At 69.4% G+C, this 19,492-nt stretch carries 15 protein-coding genes; 4 read left to right on the plus strand and 11 right to left on the minus strand.

Going from position 1 to position 19,492, the window contains the following annotated elements; genetic code table 11:
• Positions 1-60: 60 nt before the first annotated feature.
• The 6 genes from G5C66_RS13530 to G5C66_RS13555 all read right to left on the minus strand — a co-directional run bounded on the left by G5C66_RS13530 (position 61) and on the right by G5C66_RS13555 (position 7,304).
• The gene (locus tag G5C66_RS13530) at positions 61-1,776 is read right to left on the minus strand and encodes a beta-galactosidase (protein ID WP_165111492.1); all 1,716 of its coding nucleotides are present in this window, start codon (positions 1,774-1,776) and stop codon (positions 61-63) included.
• 1 nt (position 1,777) lies between these two features.
• Positions 1,778-2,791 carry a hydroxyacid dehydrogenase gene (locus G5C66_RS13535; protein WP_338144166.1) on the minus strand — a complete coding sequence of 338 codons (1,014 nt, stop codon included), beginning with the start codon at positions 2,789-2,791 and terminating at the stop codon, positions 1,778-1,780.
• A complete protein-coding gene (locus tag G5C66_RS13540; protein WP_165111493.1) occupies positions 2,788-3,705 on the minus strand; it encodes a carbohydrate ABC transporter permease in 918 nt (305 codons plus the stop codon). Before G5C66_RS13540 ends, G5C66_RS13535 begins: the two co-directional genes overlap by 4 nt.
• A complete protein-coding gene (locus tag G5C66_RS13545; RefSeq protein ID WP_165111494.1) occupies positions 3,702-4,655 on the minus strand; it encodes a carbohydrate ABC transporter permease in 954 nt (317 codons plus the stop codon). Before G5C66_RS13545 ends, G5C66_RS13540 begins: the two co-directional genes overlap by 4 nt.
• Positions 4,656-4,662: 7 nt before the next feature.
• Positions 4,663-6,012: an ABC transporter substrate-binding protein gene (locus G5C66_RS13550; RefSeq protein WP_165111495.1), complete on the minus strand. Its 1,350-nt coding sequence runs from the start codon at positions 6,010-6,012 to the stop codon at positions 4,663-4,665.
• Positions 6,013-6,095: 83 nt separating this feature from the next.
• Positions 6,096-7,304 (minus strand): substrate-binding domain-containing protein, encoded by a 1,209-nt coding sequence (locus tag G5C66_RS13555; RefSeq protein WP_165111496.1) that lies wholly within the window; start codon positions 7,302-7,304, stop codon positions 6,096-6,098.
• Between the two features lie 79 nt (positions 7,305-7,383).
• Between G5C66_RS13555 and G5C66_RS13560 the strand changes: the two genes are divergently transcribed.
• Positions 7,384-8,151 carry a sugar phosphate isomerase/epimerase family protein gene (locus G5C66_RS13560; RefSeq protein WP_165111497.1) on the plus strand — a complete coding sequence of 256 codons (768 nt, stop codon included), beginning with the start codon at positions 7,384-7,386 and terminating at the stop codon, positions 8,149-8,151.
• A gap of 3 nt (positions 8,152-8,154) precedes the next feature.
• Here G5C66_RS13560 and G5C66_RS13565 read toward each other — a convergent pair whose 3' ends face one another.
• The 4 genes from G5C66_RS13565 to G5C66_RS13580 all read right to left on the minus strand — a co-directional run bounded on the left by G5C66_RS13565 (position 8,155) and on the right by G5C66_RS13580 (position 14,355).
• On the minus strand, positions 8,155-9,921 hold the full coding sequence (locus G5C66_RS13565; RefSeq protein ID WP_206444081.1) for a DUF2264 domain-containing protein: 1,767 nt from the start codon (positions 9,919-9,921) through the stop codon (positions 8,155-8,157).
• A gap of 223 nt (positions 9,922-10,144) precedes the next feature.
• Complete coding sequence (gene arc, locus G5C66_RS13570; protein ID WP_165111498.1) at positions 10,145-11,908, minus strand: proteasome ATPase; 1,764 nt, start codon at positions 11,906-11,908, stop codon at positions 10,145-10,147.
• A 202-nt stretch (positions 11,909-12,110) separates the two neighbouring features.
• The gene (locus tag G5C66_RS13575) at positions 12,111-13,115 is read right to left on the minus strand and encodes a tRNA (adenine-N1)-methyltransferase (protein WP_420901741.1); all 1,005 of its coding nucleotides are present in this window, start codon (positions 13,113-13,115) and stop codon (positions 12,111-12,113) included.
• Between the two features lie 67 nt (positions 13,116-13,182).
• Complete coding sequence (locus tag G5C66_RS13580) at positions 13,183-14,355, minus strand: site-2 protease family protein (RefSeq protein ID WP_165111499.1); 1,173 nt, start codon at positions 14,353-14,355, stop codon at positions 13,183-13,185.
• A 168-nt stretch (positions 14,356-14,523) separates the two neighbouring features.
• Here G5C66_RS13580 and G5C66_RS13585 point away from each other — a divergent pair, with 168 nt between their 5' ends.
• On the plus strand, positions 14,524-15,405 hold the full coding sequence (locus G5C66_RS13585; protein WP_165111500.1) for a RecB family exonuclease: 882 nt from the start codon (positions 14,524-14,526) through the stop codon (positions 15,403-15,405).
• Positions 15,406-15,499: 94 nt separating this feature from the next.
• Entirely contained in the window at positions 15,500-17,713 is a 2,214-nt protein-coding gene (locus G5C66_RS13590; protein ID WP_165111501.1) for an acyltransferase family protein, read from the plus strand.
• Between the two features lie 3 nt (positions 17,714-17,716).
• Here the strand turns inward: G5C66_RS13590 and ligD are convergent, their stop codons facing one another.
• Positions 17,717-18,691: a non-homologous end-joining DNA ligase gene (gene ligD / locus G5C66_RS13595; RefSeq protein ID WP_165111502.1), complete on the minus strand. Its 975-nt coding sequence runs from the start codon at positions 18,689-18,691 to the stop codon at positions 17,717-17,719.
• Between the two features lie 69 nt (positions 18,692-18,760).
• On the opposite strand from ligD, the gene G5C66_RS13600 reads away from it, so the two are divergent.
• A complete protein-coding gene (locus G5C66_RS13600) occupies positions 18,761-19,492 on the plus strand; it encodes an AAA family ATPase (RefSeq protein WP_165111503.1) in 732 nt (243 codons plus the stop codon).

Genomic DNA, 19,492 nt, shown 5'->3' on the forward strand with positions numbered 1-19,492 from the left:
CGGCTGGTCTGGGCTGCTGATCCGAGCGGCACGAGCAGGACGCAGCTCGTGCCGCTCAGATCAGCGCCACACCCGCTCGGGCCGCAGGACGGGAGCGGCCGCACCCACGTCGTCGAGCTCGAGCAGCACGACGGTGTTGAGGCCGGGGACGACCACCGGCCGCGGAACGTACAGGCTCAGCTGCGGGCCGACGGACCAGTAGCGCCCGAGGCCGAACCCGTTGACCCAGGCGTACCCCTTCCCCCACCCCGACAGGTCGAGGTAAGAGTCCCCGGGGGCAGAGGCGGAGAAGGTGAACGTACGGAACCCGGCACCGTCGCCGGCGATCTCGCCGACACCCGACAGATCGGGCAGCTCGCCCAGCTCGAGCGGCGTCATCGCCCACCCGTGCACCTCCTGCCGCTCGTGCAGCACGGCACCGGTGATGCCCTTGCGCTCCCCCACCAGACGGCCGTAGTTGACCCGGCCCATCGACTCCACGATCAGGTCGATCGTGCGGCCGGAGGCCGGGACCTCCAGGTCGTACGTCGTGGGGTGGTTGCGATCGAAGACGTGCTCGACCCGGCCGTCGATGACCAGCTGGGCCCGGTCGGCGAGCCCGTCGACGCTCAGCGGCAGCGCCGTGCGCGGCCCGCGCACGGTGGCGCGGTAGCGCACCAGGCCGTGCGAGAGCCCGAGCTCCTCGAAGCTCAGCGGGCCCGGCGCCGTCACCTCGCGACCAGCGGCGGCGAGCACGTCGAAGACGCCAGCCAACGGCACCACGGTGCCCTCCCCCAGCAACGTCGTCTCCGGCAGCAGCGGCTCGTCGAACTCCTCGAGCGCCGGCACGTCCCGGTGCCGCGCGATGACCTCGCGATAGGCGTGGAACTTGGGAGTCGGCGCGCCCCGCTCGTCCAGCGGCGCGTCGTAGTCGTAGGAGGTCACCGTCGGCTGGAACGAACCACCGGCGACCGCCCCCGGCGGCTCGTAGTTGGCGCCCGCGGTGACGCCGAAGCTGGTGCCACCGTGGGCCATGTAGAGGTTGACCGAGGCTCCCATGGTGAGCATCTCGTCGAGCACGGAGGCGGCCTCGGAGGCGTCACGGGTATGGCGGGTGTCGCCCCAGTGGTCGAACCACCCGTTCCACCACTCCATGCAGAACGGCGCGTCGTCGGGGCGGTGGCGGCGCAGCTCGGCGAAGGCCTCGGCCGGCCGCGACCCGAAGTTGGCGGTCGCTCTCGCTCCGTCCACGGTGCCGCCGGTGAACATGAAGTCCTCCGGGCCGTCCGAGGTGAACAGCGGCACGTCGATCCCCTGCTCGACCAGCAGATCGCGCACCCACTCCAGATGGGTCGTGTCCGAGCCGTAGGAGCCGTACTCGTTCTCGACCTGCACCATCGTGATCGGCCCGCCGCGGGTCTCGAGGTGGTCGAGGACCCGCGGGAGCAGCTCGCCGAACCACCGCTCGACCTCGGCTTGGTATCCAGGATCAGAGGTACGCAGCCGCAACCCGGTCCGTCCGGTCAGCCAGGACGGCAGCCCCCCGTTGTCCCATTCGGCACAGATATAGGGGCCGGGCCGCAGGATGACCCCGAGCCCCTCCTCCGCCGCGAGGCGGAGGAAGAGCTCCAGGTCGGCGATCCCGTCGAACCGGAACTCCCCGCGGGACGGCTCGTGGAGGTTCCACGGGACATAGGTCTCCACCGTGTCCAGGCCCATCAGCCGGAGCCAGTGGAGCCGGGTGCGCCACTGGTCGGGGTGGGTCCGGAAATAGTGGCAGGCGCCGCTGATGATCACCTCAGGCCGACCGTTCCAGCGCGTCGTAGTCCACCGGGTGCTCGAACGGCTGCCCGTTGACGAAGCGCTCGAGCTCGTCGATGGCGGCGCTCCCCATCCGGCGCAGCTCGTTGCCCTGCGAGCCGGCGATGTGCGGGGTGAGCACGACGTTCGGCAGCCCGTAGAGCACCGACCGCGTCGGGAGGATCTCGGGCTCGGTGTGATCGAGCACCGCGTTCAGGCGACCGCTGACCAGTTCCTCGGTGAGCGCGTCGGTGTCCACCAGGTGACCGCGGGCGGTGTTGATCAGCGTGGCACCGTCACGCATCAGCCCGAGCCGGCGCGCATCGAACATGTGGCGCGTGCTGGGCAGGGCCGGGGCATGCAGGCTGACCACGTGGGACCGGGCACAGAGCTGGTCCAGATCGACCAGCTCGACGCCGAGCCCCGCTGCCTGGGCCTGATCGACGTACGGATCGTGCAGGATGACCTCGAGGTCGAAGGGGCGTAGCAGCTCGATCACCCGGCGCCCGATCAGGGATGCCCCGACGATGCCCACGGTCAACCCGAAGTTGCCGACGCTCTCGGGCACGACGCGCGGGTGCCAGCCGGCTCGCATGTCGCGGTAGGTCCGCGCCAGCCAAGGCACCCGCTTGTTGGCGAGCAGGATCATCGCCAGGGTGTATTCGGCGACCGGGAGGGCGTTCACCGAGGCGGCCGAGGAGACCTCGATCCCGCGCTCGCGGCAGGCGGAGGTGACGATCCCCTTGACCGACCCGGCGGCGTGCACCACCGCGCGCAGCTTGGGCAGGGCATCGAGCGCGGCGACGTCCAGCTGGGGGGCGCCCCAGCAGGTGAGCATGACCTCGGTGTCGGGGTCGACCGCGTCGCGGTCCAGGACGCCGTGCTGGAGCTGGCCCAGCTGGATCGTGGTCAGCCTGTTCAGCCGCGCGATCGACGCCGCGTCGAAGAGCGCCGCGACGAGGCCCGGTTCCATACCCAGCAGCGCGACCGGGCGCGCATCCGTGCCGGTCACTTGACGCTCCCCGCGGTGAGACCAGCCTTCCAGAAGCGCTGCAGGCTGATGAAGATGATGACCAGGGGCAGGACGGCGATGAGCGAGCCGAGCATGACCACCGGCAGGAACTGCGGCCCTTCGGAGGGCAGCGAGGTGTTGAGCTCGTAGATCCCGAGGCTGACCGGGAACAGGTCCCGATCGGTCAGCATCACCAGCGAGAGGTAGAAGCCGTTCCAGATCGCGGAGAACTGATAGAGCAGGATCGTGGTGTAGCCCGAGCCGAGCATCGGCAGTCCGAGGTTCCAGAACATCCGCAGCTCACCGGCACCGTCGATGCGACCGGCCTCGAGCGCCTCGTCCGGGACGTAGCCCGACGCGAAGACCCGGGCGAGATAGACCCCGAACGGGTTGACCAACGACGGGATGAGCACCGCCCAGTAGGTGTTGACCAGGTCCGCCTTGGACGCGAGCAGGTAGAGCGGCAGCGTCGTGGCGGCCTGCGGCACCAGGACGCCGAGCAGCACCAGGCCGAACAGCTTGTCCTTGCCCCAGAAGTGGTATTTGTCGAAGGCGTAGCCCGCAGCCACGCAGATCAGGGCTCCGAGGCCCGCGCCGACACCTGCGTACAGCAGGGAGTTGACGAACCACCGCAGGTAGACGCCGTCGTGGTAGTCCCAGATCATCGCGACGTTCCCGATCGGGTCGAAGCCGTTGAGGCTGAACACGTCACCGGTCTGGATCGCGCCGGCGTTCTTGAAGGCGGCCAGCGCCGTCCAGGCGAGCGGCAGGAACGTGTATGCAGCCGTGATGATCAGCAGCGTGTTGACCCCGATCTTCGACGGGTTCCAGGTACGCCGCGGCCCGGCGGCCGCTCGGTGGGGCGTCGGCGCCACCTCGGTGGTCTCGACGGGACGTGTCTTGGTGGCGTTCATGCTTTCTCCCACGGGGAAGCGAACCGGGTGACCACCCAAGAGAGCCCAGCGGCGAGCAGGGCGAGCAGCAGCGAGGCCGCGGCGGCCGCGCCGAACTGACCGCTCTTGGTGAACGCCGCGGTGTAGGCGTACAGGTTCGGGGTCCAGTCGGAAGTCACCGAGCGGGCGCTGGCCTTGGCCATCATCAACGGCTCGGCGAAGAGCTGCAGGGCGGCGATCGCGGCGAAGATGGCGGTCAGGGCGACCGCGGACCTGATCAGCGGGACCTTGATGTGCCATGCGACCCGGAACTCGCCGGCGCCGTCCATGATCGCAGCCTCGATGACCTCACGCGGCACCGCCTGGAGCGAGGCGTAGTAGATGATGATGTTGTAGCCCAGGCCCATCCACAGCACGATGTTGATCAGCGCCGGGTACGTGAACGTGTGGCCGAGCAGGTCGATCTCGAAGCCCATCCCACCGAGCACCTTGATGATCGGGCTCACCTGCGGGGTGTAGAGGTAGACCCAGATCATCGCCGCGATCACGCCCGGCACCAGGTGTGGGATGAAGAGTCCGAGCTGCAGGAAGCGCTTGGCTCTGGCGTAGGCGGTGTCCAGCAGGAGCGCCACGAACACGCTGAGCCCGAGCATCAGCGGGACGCCGACCACTGCGAAGATCGCGATGTGCAGGTAGCTCGACAGGTAGCGGTCGTCGGAGAGCACCTGCTTGAAGTTGTCCAGCCCGACGAAGACCTGCTCGGTGCCCCCGAAGCCCAGTCCGGAGGATCGCTCCGCGAACAGGCTCAGGTACGTGGCATACCCGATCGGCGCCAAGGTGGCGACCACGAACAGCAGGAAGAACGGGCTGATCAGGGCGAGAGCGGCGCCGGTGCGGCGCCAGCCCCCGGGCACCGTCCTCCGCTTGGAGGACGCCGCCCGGAGGTCGGCTCGTTGAGGGAGGACAGACATCGCAGGATCAGTCCTGTGCCTCGACGTTGAGCCCCTGACCCGACATCTCCCGCTGGGCGCTGGCCTCGGCCGCCGCGATCGCCTCGGCGAGCGTGCCGCCGTGTCCGAACTTCTTCAGCTCGTCACCGAGCGTCTTGTTCATCGAGAGCATCGTGGGCCCGAAGGTGACCGGCTGGAGGCCGGACGCACTCTCCTCGAAGATGCCGTACACGTCGAGGTCGCCGTAGTAGTCAGCCTTGAAGGACTTCTTGGCCACCTCGCGGGCGTCCTTGTTGACGACGTACGCGCTCGAGGTGCCGTCGCCCATGCGGGGCGTGATCGCGTCCTCGTTGCTGGTCATCCAGGTCGAGAACTCGACGGCCGCGTCGACGTCGGCGGCCTCCTTGGAGACTGCGTAGGTCGAGCCACCGAAGACGCCACTGGCTGGCTGGCCGTCCCAGCTCGGCATCGGGGCGACGCCCCACTTGCCGGAGTGGTCCGGGAAGGTGTCGGCCTGGTAGGCCGCCTGCCACGAGGCCAGCAGCATGGTCAGCACCTTGCCCTTGGAGGCCTCGGCGTTGAAGCCGGTGCTCCAGCTCGCTGCGGTGGAGAGCGCCTTGTCGTCGGCGAGACCCTGCCAGTACTTCTCGACCTTCTGGGTGGCCTCGTCGTTGAACCCGAGCTTCCAGGTGTCACCGGAGGTGGAGAACCACTGGGCGCCGGCCTGCTGGGTCATCGCCTCGAGGTTCGCCGGGTCGTCGACAGTCAGGTTGGCGAGCTTCACGCCGGGCTGCTCCTTGGCGACCTTGCGGGCCGCCGCAGCGAAATCGTCCCAGGTCTTCGGCACCTCGATGCCGTACTTCTGGAAGAGGTCCTTGCGGTAGAACATGGTCTGGACGCCGACGTCGTACGGCACGGCCCAGAGCTTGTCGCCCAGTGTGGCGAGCTCGACGGCCTGCTCGTCGTAGCCCTTCAGCGTGTCCTCGTCGACCTTCTCGGTGATGTCGGCGACGTTTCCGGCGGCCACGAAGCTGGGCAGCGCGACGTACTCCGCGTTGAAGACGTCCGGGCCGTTGCCGGCCTTCATCGCGTCGCTGATCTTGGAGTAGCCACCGTCGACGCCGCTGGGGATCTCCTCGAAGTTGACCTGGATGTCGTCGTGCGACTTGTTGAACGCCTCGACCGCCTCGGCGCTGCCCTTGGTCCACGACCAGTAGGTCAGCTCGGTGACTTCGCCGGATTCGGACGAGGTACCTCCGCCACCGCAGGCGGTCGTGGCGGCCAGGGCCAGAGCGCTGAGGGCCAGGGCGCCGGTGCGAAGAGCGGCCCTGCTGCGTGCCCGGCGCTCCGCACCGGTGGAGCTGTTCGTGTCTGTCATCTGGTTCTCCTTCGAAAGCTGCCGACCTCGTCGGCCACACCCGCCGCGCCGTGCGCCGGGCTCGTGCACCCGAAACGTGGCCGTCATCCTGAAACTGATCGAATAACCGGGTCAACGGACATCGATCGATCGATCATGATTTGCGTGTCGGCGGTCACATCGAGCGGGTCACCGCCGCACGACTCGCGCACCCGCAGCTCGGGAAGCAGCTCGATGTGGTGCCGTGGCGAGAGGGGAAGCCCCGCGGAGGCACGCCGCATCTCGGCGAGACGACGCAGCGCCATCCGCGCCGCCGCCTGACCGACGGCGAACTTCTGCGGCGCTACCGCGGTGATGGCAGGATCGGCCAGACCGGCGATCTCGTCGTCGTACGCGATCAGGGAGACGTCCTCCGGGACCTGCAGCCCGCGCCGCTGAGCCAGCTGCAGGAACTGCACGGCGTCGGCATCGGAATGCACCAGAGCGCCGTCGATCCTGCCCTCGACCACATGATCGAGGGCGCGGTTGAGCGCCTGCTCGACCTCGGCCGGTGTCGCTGTCGTGGGTGAGGTGAGCACCAGCTGCGACTCCTCGGCGACGCCGAGATGCCGCAGCGCCGACCGTGCCCCGGCCTGAAGCTGCGCGGCCGTGGGCGACTCACGGGCGACAACGGCGATCCGCTGCCGCCCCAGGGACGCGAGCCGGCGCACGGCGAGGTAGCCGCCGTGGGCATGGGCCGAACAGACACGATCGAGCTCGTCCACACGGAACCCCAGCTGGCCGCGCCGCTCGACGAGCACGGTCGGCACGCCCAGCATCGCCACCCGGTCGGCCTCTTCCTCCGGCGCCATCCCGGTGGGCCACGCCGGGGTCAGCAGCAGCGCCTTGGCACCCCGCGACTGGAGCTGCCGGATCTGCTCTCGTTCCTCGGCCAGGTCGTAGTTGGTGAGCCCGATGAGGAGCCGGCCGCCGACGTCCCCGACCGCCGCGCGCGCTCCCCGGATCACGTCGGCGTAGTAGTAGGTGGCGCTCGGCACCACCATGCCGACCACCGGGCCCCTCGGCCTGCCGTTGCCCTGCCGTACGTCGGCGCGGGCCCGGGCCGACCTGGCCGGCGCGGCCCCGGCATCGAGGGCGTACGCCACTCCATGGCGGCGATGCAGCGCGCCATGCCGCTCGAGCAGCTCGACATCCCGGCGGGCGGTCACGGCCGAGACGCCGAGCTCGTTCGCCAGGTCGCTGACCCGCATCTGGCCTCGCTGCCCCAGCAGCTCGATGATTCGTTCGTGACGTTCGGTGATCGACGTGCGCATGAGAGGGATCATCGCGCCGTGATGATCATTCGGTCAATCGCTCTTCAAACGAAAACTCCAGGTTGCTACCGTGCCGTCCATGACCGACGAGACCGATACCGAGCGCAACGGGTGGCTGCGCGGATTCTCCACGTTGGGCTGTCTCGAGCTCTCGATCGACGACCTCGGCCGGCTCGCCCGCGCCCACGGCGTCTCCGGCATCGAGCTACGCACCGGCCTGGTCCCCCTGCCTGATGCTCACGTGGTCAAGACCACGCTCGCGGCGTACGACGTCGAGACATTCTCGATCGCCTCCTCGGCGCGCCTCACCGACCCGGAGTCGGCCGAGGAGCAGCGCCGGGTCCTGCGCTCGGACCTCGCGTTGGCTCACGACCTCGGCGCGGCCTACGTCCGGGTGTTCCCGGGCGGCACCAGCGTCGAGACCGCAGCGACCCATCTCGAGGCCGTCGCCGACCTTCTCGACGCCGACGACTCCCCCATCGTCGCCCTCGAGACCCACGACCATCTACCCACCGGACGCGCGATCGCCGAGGTCATCACGACGCTCGGCCACCCGCGTCTCGGCGCCGTGTGGGACGTCCTGCACCCATGGCGCCATGGCGAGCCGATCGCCGCCTCGGCCGAGGCGCTGCTCGGGCTGCCGGGCTACGTCCAGGTGAAGGATGCGGTCTCGCTCGACGACCCGACGCCCTGCCTGCTCGGCACCGGCGCCGTGCCGCTGCACGAGTTCCGCACGCAGCTGGGGGCACATGCGTACGCCGGCTGGGTGAGCCTCGAGTGGGAGCGGGCCTGGCACCCCCACGTGCCGCCGTTGGACGTCGTGCTCGAGTCAGCACACGACTGGTGACCGTCAAGAAATGAACTGATCCGGGTCGAGCTCCACCGGCAGCGGAGCGTCGGGATCCAGCGGCTCACCGCTGAGCACCACGCACGTCACGAAGACTGATTCCCCTCCCGACGTCACCCCACGAAGGAACGGGACACCGGAGCGGCCGCCCAGCGCGTCGCAGTCGTCGTCGAGGTCGACGCCCGCCTCGGCATCGGCCCAGCCGTGCAGCGGCGAGATCGCCGTGGACCAGCCGCGCCGGTCGACGTACGCCGTCCAGTGGCGACCGCTCTCGGCGCTCCCGGCCGCCGCGCCCGAGAGGTTGTATCCGGTCTCGGTCACGATCCAGCCGCGCGGTGCCCTGATCCGGTGCACGCGGACCTCGAAGCGGCCCCGCACGTGCACGCTGCTCAGGATGTGGACCTCGGGAGCGGGCTCGTGCCAGGAGGAGCTCGAGGTCAACGGGTGGATCCGGCCGCGGCCGGTCATCACGCCATCGGGAAGCGTCACACCGACATGGTTGTCCGGAAGTCCGGACGTACGCGGGACCACCGAGGTGGAGTACGCGAGCCGGGCGTAGTGCGGGTCGTCGGTGACCTCGCTGTCCCTGATCCCGTCGGAGCCGTGGTTGTGCACGCGGACGATCCCGTCCGCCGCGGTCCCCTGGACCAGCCAACCAGCCGGCCGGATCTCGTGGGCCATGTCGCCCTGCTCGACCGGCAGCGGCAGCTCGGGTTCGGTCCAGACCGGATGGTCGGCCGACAGCAGCAGGCCGAGGAAGCCCTTGCTGGCCCAGAGCGGCGAGGCAGGGCCGGAGTAACGCTGCACGGTCCCCCGGTGCGGGTGCAGCCAGCCCAAGCTCAACAGCCCACTCTCGTCCGGGACCCCGCGGTCCATGAACGAGTGCAGGATCCCGTTCGCCGCGCGACGCGTGAGCCCGGGCGGAAGAGGCGTGGCCTCATAGAGAGCTCCCATCCACAACGGCGCCGCCGAGGCCATCCGGTAGATGAGGGAGCGCCCTTGGTGCAGGGGCGCCCCGTCCCCGCCGATCAGATGTACGTAGTCGGCCAGGAAGGCCCGCAATCTCGCGCGGCAACGCTCCGACACCTCCTCGGCCAGCGCCGCGCGCGGCCCGCCCGCGGCCAGGTCGGCCCACAGGTGGGGGTAGAAGTGCAGGGCCCAGCCGTTGTAGTGGTCGATGTGACGCCCGTCGCCGTCCGTGTACCAACCACCGCCGAGGTGCCAGTCCTCGATCCGGCGCAGGCCGGCGACGATCTCGTCCGGCGAGTGCGGACCGCCGACCGACGCGAGGAACTCCCCCACGATCGACTTGAAGAGCACCCAGTTGTTGTCGGGGATGTCCCTGCCTACGACAGCACCGAACCAGTCGACCAGATGCCCTCGGGTGGGCTCATCGAGCCGGTCCCACAGCCACGGGCGGGTCAGATGCAGCCCGATCGCGATCGACGCGGCCTCCACCACCGGCTGGCCGATGGCGCCGTCGGCTCGAGGCCAGGCATCTGGATGCCGTGGGTCAGACCCCGCCGCGAGTCCGCCCGCATACCGATCCACGAGCCCTTCGGCTTGACCCCGGGAGCCTGCGATGCGGATCGCGGCGAGCAGGAACGACCGGGCGAAGCCCTCCAGCGCGTCGCTGTCCGCACCCGACCAGGACGCCTCGCCAGGTAGCGCGATCCGCGCATACGACGCACTCGCATAGGGCCTACATGCGTCCAGGAGCCGGTCGGCGTACGCCTCCCAGTCGGAGCGGGTCAGCCCGGTCGCAGCCATCGGCCGACGATCGCTCTTGGGTAGGGTCACCAGATCATCCCCTCGTTGGAAAGCGCTTGCCAAGGCACTGTACCAACGCCCGTCTCCAGGCAGGTCGCCGCCCGTGGCTACGGTCCAATCCGGGCGCGATGGTCGCCACAACACCCAGGATCCCCGCCACGACAACGACAATCCGCCCGTGACCCAGAACTCCAGGTCACGGGCGGATCATCGAGCAATGTGCTTACAGGTACTGGCCCGTGTTCGACACCTGCTCGATCGAACGGCCGGGCTCGGTGCCCTGCTTGCCGGTGATGAGCGTGCGGATGAAGACGATCCGCTCGCCCTTCTTGCCGGAGATGCGGGCCCAGTCGTCGGGGTTGGTGGTGTTGGGCAGGTCCTCGTTCTCCTTGAACTCGTCCACGCAGGCCTGGAGCAGGTGCTGCACCCGCAGGCCCTTCTGGGCGTTGTCCTCACCGGAGTCCAGGAAGGACTTGATGGCCATCTTCTTGGCCCGGTCGACGATGTTCTGGATCATCGCGCCGGAGTTGAAGTCTTTGAAGTAGAGGATCTCCTTGTCACCGTTGGCGTAGGTGACCTCCAGGAAGCGGTTCTCCTCGGACTCGGTGTACATCCGCTCCACCGTGGTGCGGATGAGCTCGTCGACGGTGGCCTGCTTGTCGCCGTTGAACTCGGCCACATCGGTCGGGTGCAGCGGCAGGTCGGGGACGAGGTACTTCGAGAAGATGTCACGGGCACCCTCGGCGTCGGGACGCTCGATCTTGATCTTCACGTCCAGACGCCCCGGGCGCAGGATCGCCGGGTCGATCATGTCCTCGCGGTTGGAGGCACCGATGACCAGCACGTTCTCCAGCGCCTCGACGCCGTCGATCTCCGAGAGGAGCTGCGGGACGATGGTGTTCTCCACGTCGGAGGAGACACCGGTGCCACGCGTACGGAACAGCGAGTCCATCTCGTCGAAGAAGACGATCACCGGGGTGCCGGCCGCGGCCTTCTCACGAGCACGCTGGAAGACCAGGCGGATGTGGCGCTCGGTCTCACCGACGTACTTGTTGAGGAGCTCCGGGCCCTTGATGTTGAGGAAGTAGGACTTGCCGTCCGCTCCCGTCTTCGCGGCGACCTTCTTCGCCAGCGAGTTGGCGACGGCCTTCGCGATCAGGGTCTTCCCGCACCCCGGAGGCCCGTAGAGCAGCACGCCCTTCGGCGGCTTGAGCTGGTGCTCGATGAAGAGCTCCGGGTAGAGGTAGGGCAGCTCGACCGCGTCCTGGATCTGCTCGATCTGGCCACTGAGGCCACCGATCGACTCGTAGGAGATGTCGGGCACCTCCTCCAGGACGAGCTCCTCGACCTCGGACTTGGGGACCTTCTCGTAGACATATCCCGAACGGGGTTCGAGAAGCAGCGAGTCGCCGGCACGGATGGCGTCGTGCAGGAGCGGCTCGGCGAGCCGCACGACCCGTTCCTCGTCGGCGTTGGCGATCACCAGGGCGCGCTCGCCGTCGGCGAGCAGCTCCTTGAACATCACCACCTCGCCGACCTTCTCGAACTCCATCGCGGCCACGACGTTGAGCGCCTCGTTGAGCATGACCTCCTGGCCATAACGAAGCTCGTCCAGGTCGACGTTGGGCGATGCGGTCACCCGGAGCTTGCGCCCGCCGGTGAAGACATCGATCGAGTCGTCCTCGTTGCGCCCGATGAAGGTGCCGAAGCCTGCCGGCGGCTGGGCCAGCCGGTCGACCTCCTCCTTGAGCTTGATGATCTGGTCTCGGGCATCCCGAAGCGTGACGGTGAGTCGCTCGTTCTGCGACGTCACCGCGGCCAGGGAGCGCTGCGCGTCTGCGAGCCGCGCCTCCAGGCCACGCGAAGATCCGGGCATCTCGGCCAGTCTGTGCCGCAGGTCGGTCACCTCAGCTTCGAGGAAACGGACATGACTCTCGAGCTCCTCGGGGCTGCGCCCCTCGGAATGGAATCCATCGGATGTCGACATCAGCACACCTCCTCTACTCCTTCGACCCTACAAGGCGGAGGGGTAGGAGCGGAGAAGGATTTATCGGTGTTGGACACTATTCGGTCGACTTCGACCGGTTCGTGTCGACCCGTGGCACGGCACATATCGCCGGACTTCCGCTCGGGGCCGGTCGATCCTCAGCGGCGGATGGTGTCTCGACCCGCTTCGCGGGTTCGCAAGCTCACCCGCTGCGCTCGCTCGACCCCTTCGCGTTGCCACCCTGCTCGTCCCTCGCAGGGTCGGCAGGCTCAGGCATGTCGGCCGGCCGCGGCCCCGTGTAGTCAGGTCCGTACGCCCCGGGAGCAGGTCGCCGCGTCTTGCGAGGCGCGCGCTCGCCCGGTGCCAGCCGCCGGGCCGTGACCAGGAAGGCGGTGTGGCCGATCATCTTGTGGCCCGGCCGGACCGCAAGCCCCTCGACGTGCCAGTCGCGAACCAGCGACTCCCACGCCTGCGGCTCGGTGAAACCGCCGTGGGCGCGTACGGTCTCGACGAAGCGGGACAGCTGGGTGGTGGTCGCGACGTAGGCACAGACCATGCCGCCCGGGTAGAGCGCGTCGGCTGCCGCGTCGATGCACTCCCACGGGGCGAGCATGTCGAGGATCAGCCGGTCGCACCGGATCTGCTGACGTGGGAGCTCCTCCTGGAGGTCGCCGAGGTTGAGGGACCAGTTGGGGTGGGACTCCCCTGCCGGGGTGCCGAAGAACTGGTCGACGTTCTTGCGGGCGACCTCGGCGAACTCCTCGCGGCGCTCGAAGGAGGTCACCTTGCCGAAGGGGCCGACCGCGCGCAGCAGCGAGCAGGTCAGGGCACCGGAGCCGACCCCGGCCTCGACCACGGAGGCACCCGGGAAGATGTCGGCCATGGCGACGATCTGGGCGGCGTCCTTGGGGTAGACCACGGCGGCCCCCCGCGGCATGGAGACGACGAACTCGCTCAGCAGCGGGCGGAAGACCAGGTATTCGCCTCCGGTCGAGGCGGTGACGGTGAAGCCCTCCTCGCGGCCGATCAGCTCGTCGTGGTCGATGTGGCCCTTGTTGGAGAAGAAGCGCTTGCCCGCGACGAGCTCGAAGTTGTGGCGGCGACCTTTGGTGTCGGTCAGCCGCACCCACTCGCCCTCACGAAGCGGCCCGCGGTGCACACCTGCCCGGGCCTCGGCCGGAATGTCTGGGATCTCAGCGCTTGACACCCGCCGAGGCTACCCGTTTCCCCTGCCAACCCGGCAAACCACGACGCGGCCGGGCCCAGGCTCGGGCTCAGGCTCCTGCGCGGAACGCGGCGTCCACGTCGGAGGTGACCAGCACGCCGAAGATCGAGCCGTCGGGCTCGACCAGGAGGTATTCGGGCGCCGGCTTCTTCGAGATCGCCTGGATCAGGGCCTCCCCGTCGATGTCGGCGGGAAGCGTGAGACCCTCCTCGAGCCGGCGGGTGACCGTCGAGGTCGCCATCCACGGGCGGCGGTCCTCCGGTGTCGCCAGCAGCGCGGTCTCGTGCACGAGACCGATCGGCTCACCGCCGCTGGTCACGGTGACGATGCTGCCTGCCTCGGCCTCCTGGGCACGGCGTACGGCCTCGGCCAGGGGGAGGTCGGCAGGCACGGCGAGGGTGCGGCGTGCGAGGTCTCGGGCGACGAGGAGCGGGAGCCGGAGGCGTACCTTCCCGGACATGATCGCCGCGGACGCGCCGCTCCAGAGGAACACGCCGATGATCACGGCGAGGACGTAGTCCGTGAGATCCGGCCGGCCGCCGAGGACCTGGCCCAGGACGAACGGCCACAGCAGCACGATGACGGCGAGCACCCGGCCCGCCCAACCGGCGACGATGCTGCCGCGGTTGGGGTTGCCGGTGCCGGCCCAGACGCCCGCTTTGAGCAGCCGGCCGCCGTCGAGGGGCAGGCCGGGGACGAGGTTGAGCACGCCGACGAAGAGATTGGTGGCGCACAGAGCCATGACGAGCAACCCGATGAGCCCGCCGGGGGTGACGAAGGTGGCCCCGTAGGCGGCGGCGCCGACGGCAAGCGAGACCAGTGGCCCGACGACGGCGATCCAGAACTCGTCGCGAGGCCGCTTCGCCTCCTTCTCCACGGCGGTCGCGCCGCCGAGGAAGTGGAGCATGATCACGCCCACCGGATAGCCCAGGCGCTTGGCGACGATGGCGTGGGCCGCCTCGTGCAGCAGCACCGCACCGTAGAGCACGATCGCGAACACGAAGCCGGCGACGTACTTCAGCCAGCCCAGGCCCGGCTCCACGGCATCGATCGGCTCACCCATCCACCAGGCGATCAGGGCCGCGATGAGGAACCAGGACGGCGTCACCAGGACATCGCTGCCTGCGATGGAGCCGACCTTGATCGTGCCCGGGGCTCGGGAGGTCGGCGCCGCCTCTTCGGCCGGCTTGTCGCCGCCGGGGCGTGGGTCAGGGTCTGCCACGTTCCGAGGGTACTTGAGCGGCGGTTGCCATGACGTGGGTGCCCTTGGTCTCGACCCGCTTCACGGCTTCGCAAGCTCAGCCGTTGCGCTCGCTCGACATCCGAGCCTTGCCCGACGCAAGCGCCGGGCAAGGCTCGGATGTCGGTGCCTGCGCATAGTGTCGGTCCCATGAGCACCTCACCAGCCGACGCGCGGTCGACACCTGTCGACGGCGTCGACGTGCTGGGGTCGCTCTCGCCCAGCCGTGCCAGCGACTTCACCGCCTGCCCGCTGCTCTTCCGGTTCCGCACCATCGACCAGCTCCCCGAGCCGCCGTCGGAGTCGGCCGCCCGCGGGACGGTGGTGCACAAGGTGCTCGAGGACCTCTTCGACCTGCCCGCCCCCGAGCGCACTCCGAGGCAGGCGAGGTCGATGGTGGAGCAGGCCTGGGAAGACGTACGCAGCCTCGACCCGGCCCTGGCGACGCTGTTCACCACCGACGCCGGCGAGGCGGAGGCCGACTGGCTGGAGTCGTGCCGCCAGGTGCTGCGCCGCTACTTCGACCTGGAGGACCCGCGTCGCCTGGAGCCCGCCGAGCGCGAGCACTACGTCGAGGCCCTGCTCGACTCCAAGCTGCTCCTGCGGGGCTTCATCGACCGGGTCGACGTCGCCGCCGACGGCCGGATCCGGGTGGTGGACTACAAGACCTCGCGGATCCCGAGCGAGGCCTACGAGGCGAAGGCCCTGTTCCAGCTCAAGTTCTACGCCCTGGTGATCTGGCGCACCCGCGGCGTGGTGCCCGCGATGCTGCAGCTGATCTACCTCGGCTCCGGCGACATCCTGCGCTACGTGCCCGACGAGGCCGACCTGCTCGCGACCGAGCGCAAGGCCGAGGCGATCTGGCGCGCCATCCGCACCGCCCAGGAGACCGGCGACTGGCAGCCGAACCCGGGGCGGCTGTGCAGCTGGTGCGCCCACAAGTCGCTGTGCCCTGCCTTCGGTGGCACTCCTCCCCCACTTCCCCGGATTCCGGGCCCTGTGACCGCCGGCGACGACCTCGATCTCGACTAGCGTGCTAGGCGCGTCTACCAGGATCGGCAGGTTACGGGAGTTATCGTCGCGACGAATGTGACGGATGCGCTTGGCTGAGGGAGGTGGGCTGCCCGTGAGCTCGACAGGCCCGACGACCGGGAGCTCGACCTCGTCTCGGCACCGCCCCGACATCCAGGGCCTGCGTGCGATCGCGGTGCTCGCCGTCGTCGCGCTCCATGTCGGATTCGGCTCGCTGACCGGTGGTTTTGTCGGCGTCGACGTCTTCTTCGCGATCTCGGGCTTCCTGATCACCCAGCAGCTGATGCGCCAGGTACGCACCGAGGGCCGGGTCAGCCTGCTCGGCTTCTACGCGCGCCGGGCCCGCCGGATCCTGCCCGCGGCCACCCTCGTCCTGCTGGCGACGGTCGTCTACGCGGCCGTCTTCCTCGGTTTCGTACGCACCCGCGAGATCGCCCTCGACGCGCTCTGGTCGGCGGCCTTCGCCGCCAACTTCCGGTTCGCCTCGCTGGAGACCGACTACTTCTCGGCAGCCCTGCCACCGTCACCGTTGCAGCACTTCTGGTCGCTCGCGGTGGAGGAGCAGTTCTACCTGGTCTGGCCGCTGGTGATCCTCGGCTGCCTGTGGGCGTTGAGGCGACGCAGCGAGAACGCCGAGCCCGACCAGCGCCGCCGCAGGCGCGTGCTGGTGATCGCGCTGGGCGTGGGCATCGTGGCCTCGCTGCTGGCCTCGGCGGTGCTGACCCGCACCAGCCCGGAGGCGGCCTACTTCTCGCCGTTCACCCGGGCCTGGGAGCTCGGCCTGGGTGCGATCGCGGCGATCGCGTTCCGTGACGACGGGCCGCAGGACGCCACCGCGCGCTGGCGGGCGCAGGTGCTCTCCGCATTCGGGATGTTCTTCATCGTGTGCGCGTGCCTGCAGTTCAACGACGCGACCCCGTTCCCCGGCACCCCGGCGCTCGTGCCGGTGCTCGGCAGCGTCTTCATCATCGTGGCCGGCACCCTGTGGCACGGGCCGACGGTGGTCGGCCGGCTGCTGTCGGTGCCGCCGCTGCAGGTGATCGGCAACTGGTCCTACTCGCTCTACCTGTGGCACTTCCCGGTGCTGGTCCTCGCCGAGCTGCAGCTGGGCCGCGAGCTGCGCTGGTGGGAGCAGGTGCTCCTGGTGGCGCTGGCGTTCGTCCTGGCGGGACTCTCCTACCGCTACGTCGAGGAGCCGTTCCGGCGCGGTGTGCTGTGGCGTCGCCCGGTCCTCGCCAGGGCCGGAACGCTCGGCCCGGTCGCGCTCTACCCGCTGAGCATCACCCTGGTCGCGGTGACCTGCTTCGGGGCCAACTCCTACGCCACCGGCGCCGCCCGCGACGACTACCAGCCGGCCATCACGCTCGCCGAGGCCGACTCCTCCGGCTCGGCGGAGCAGTCGAAACAGCCCGACCGGCCGGCCTCGAGCGACGCACCGCCCGCCGCCAAGGTGCAGCCCGACCCGCTCCCGGCCCTGCTGAAGGCGTCGGTGCTCGCCGCCCGCAAGAACCAGGCCATCCCCACCAACCTCAAGCCGGGACTCACCAACCTCTCGGACGACGTGGAGACGGTCGGCGCGTGCAACTACTACTCCACCAACGTACGCAAGCTGTGCCCGCGCGGTGACGCCGATGCCGAGAAGACGATCGTCGTCATCGGCGACTCCCACGCCCGCCACTGGACGCCCGCGGTCGAGGAGATCGCCGAGCACTCCGGCTACCGCGCCTACATGCTGGCGATGCCGCAGTGCACCGTCTCGCTGGTCACGCCCGACAAGATCGACAGCACCGAGCCGATGACCTCGTGCGACGACTTCCACGACTTCATGCTCTCCTCGGTCAAGAAGCTCCAGCCCGACCTGCTGCTGATCGCCTCGCGTCCGATCAGCGCCGCCTACCACGACTCCTCGGGCCGTCACACCGACCGCGAGGACGTACGCCGGGCGGTCTATCGCGGCTACCAGCGGCTGCTTGCCCAGGTGAAGCCCGCGGCGAAGCGCACCGTGTGGCTGCGCGACGTACCTGCGCTCGAGTTCGACCCGGCCACGTGCCTGAGCAGCAACAAGACGCTCTCGCCGTGCACCTACAAGCCGCTGGCGACCCAGCAGGACGGCGCCGATCTGCAGATCCAGGCGGCGAAGTCGGCTCGCGTCGAGACCCTCGACCTCGACGACATGTTCTGTGACAGCGTCGGCATCTGCACCACCGTCGTCGGTGACACCATCACCCACCGCGACGGCCACCACCTCACCGCCACCTATTCCAAGGAGCTCGCCCGCACGCTGGGCGAGCGGCTCAAGGTCTGGTGACGCTCACTCCTCGTCGGGAGGCGTCTCGGCGCCGTCGCGCTCGTCGCGCTCGGCCCACTCCAGCAGCGGCTCGATCGAGAACGGATGGTCGTCGATGTCGGCGTGCAGGTCGCCGATCTCCGCGAACCGAGCCGGCACGGTACGCATCGTGAAGTCGCGTGGGTCGACGTCCTTGGCCTCCTCCCAGGTGATCGGGGTGGAGACCCGGCCGTCGGCGACGCCCCGGATCGAGTAGGCGCACGCGATCGTGTGGTCGCGGGTGTTCTGGTTGAAGTCGACGAAGAGCTGCGCGGGGTCGCGGTCCTTGCGCCACCACGCGGTGGTGACCAGCTTCGGTGCCCGGCGCTCGACCTCGCGGGCGAAGGCGTGCGCGGCGCGGCGTACGTCCTGGAAGCCGTGCTCCGCGGGGATCCGCACGTAGACGTGCATCCCCGAGCCGCCGCTCGTCTTCGGGTAGCCGACCGCGCCGAGCTCGTCGAGCAGCTCGCGGACCACGCCGGCGACGGTCTGCACCGTCGAGAACGGGCACTCGGGGCCGGGATCGAGGTCGATGCGCCACTCGTCGGGCTTCTCGGTGTCCTCGCGGCGGCTGTTCCACGGATGGAACTCGACCGTCGACATCTGGACCGCCCAGATCACCGCGCCGAGCTCGGTCACGCAGAGCTCGTCGGCCGTGCGTCCCCAGCGCGGGAAGTAGAGGCGTACGGTCTCGACCCAGTCGGGAGCCCCCTGCGGCAGCCGTTTCTGGTGCACCTTCGGCCCCGCCAGCCCCTTGGGGAACCGGTGCAGCATGCACGGCCGCTCCCACAGCGCGTTGACGATCCCAGGGCCGACAGCGAGGTAGTACTGCGCCACGTCGAGCTTCGTCGCACCGGTCTCGGGGAAGTAGACGCGATCGGGGTTGGAGATCCTGACGACGCGGTTGTCTGCCCCAGAATCCGGCAGAGTGATCTCCACCGACGGCGATGCCTTGGCCATGGTCGCCAGCGTAGGCCACGGATCCTGCGATGACTCGGCGATCGACGTGCCGCTCTCTATATTCGGGGCATGGACTTCGACCAGCCTCCCGTCGTACGCGTCGAGGCGGGCCCCGAGCGGGAGCGGCTGGTGCCGGGCGAGTGGCCGATGACGATCCCTGCCGTCGCGCAGGTCGTGGAGAAGGGGCTGGATCTCGCCGACGGCGTCACGTTCCTGGTCGGGGAGAACGGCTCGGGGAAGTCGACGATCGTGGAGGCGGTCGCGATGGCGTACGGGCTCAATCCGGAAGGCGGGTCGCGCAACACCAGGCACTCGACACGGGCGTCGGAGTCTCCGTTGGGCAGCGCCCTGCGCCTCCAGCGCGGCCTGGGCGCCGGTCGCTGGGGGTTCTTCCTCCGCGCGGAGACGATGCACGGCTGGTACACCTACATGGAGGATCTCGGCGGCCCGCCCGCGGGCGAGCCCGCGTTCCACGAGATGAGCCACGGCGAGTCGTTCCTCGCGGTGCTGCGCCAGCGCTTCGACTCCCCCGGCTTCTACTGCCTCGACGAACCCGAGGCGGCGCTGTCGTTCATGTCCACGATGGGGCTGATCTCCACCCTCGACGGGGTCGTCCGCGACGGCGGGCAGGTGCTCTGCGCCACCCACTCACCCGTGCTCGCCGCGATGCCCGGCGCCACCATCATCGAGGTCGGCGACTGGGGTCTGCGCGAGACGACCTGGGAGGACCTCGAGCTCGTCCGCCACTGGCGCAGCTATCTCGACGACCCACGCCGCTACCTGCGGCATATCCTCGACTGA

Source organism: Nocardioides turkmenicus, from assembly GCF_011045035.1.
GTDB classification, from domain to species: Bacteria; Actinomycetota; Actinomycetes; order Propionibacteriales; family Nocardioidaceae; genus Nocardioides; species Nocardioides turkmenicus.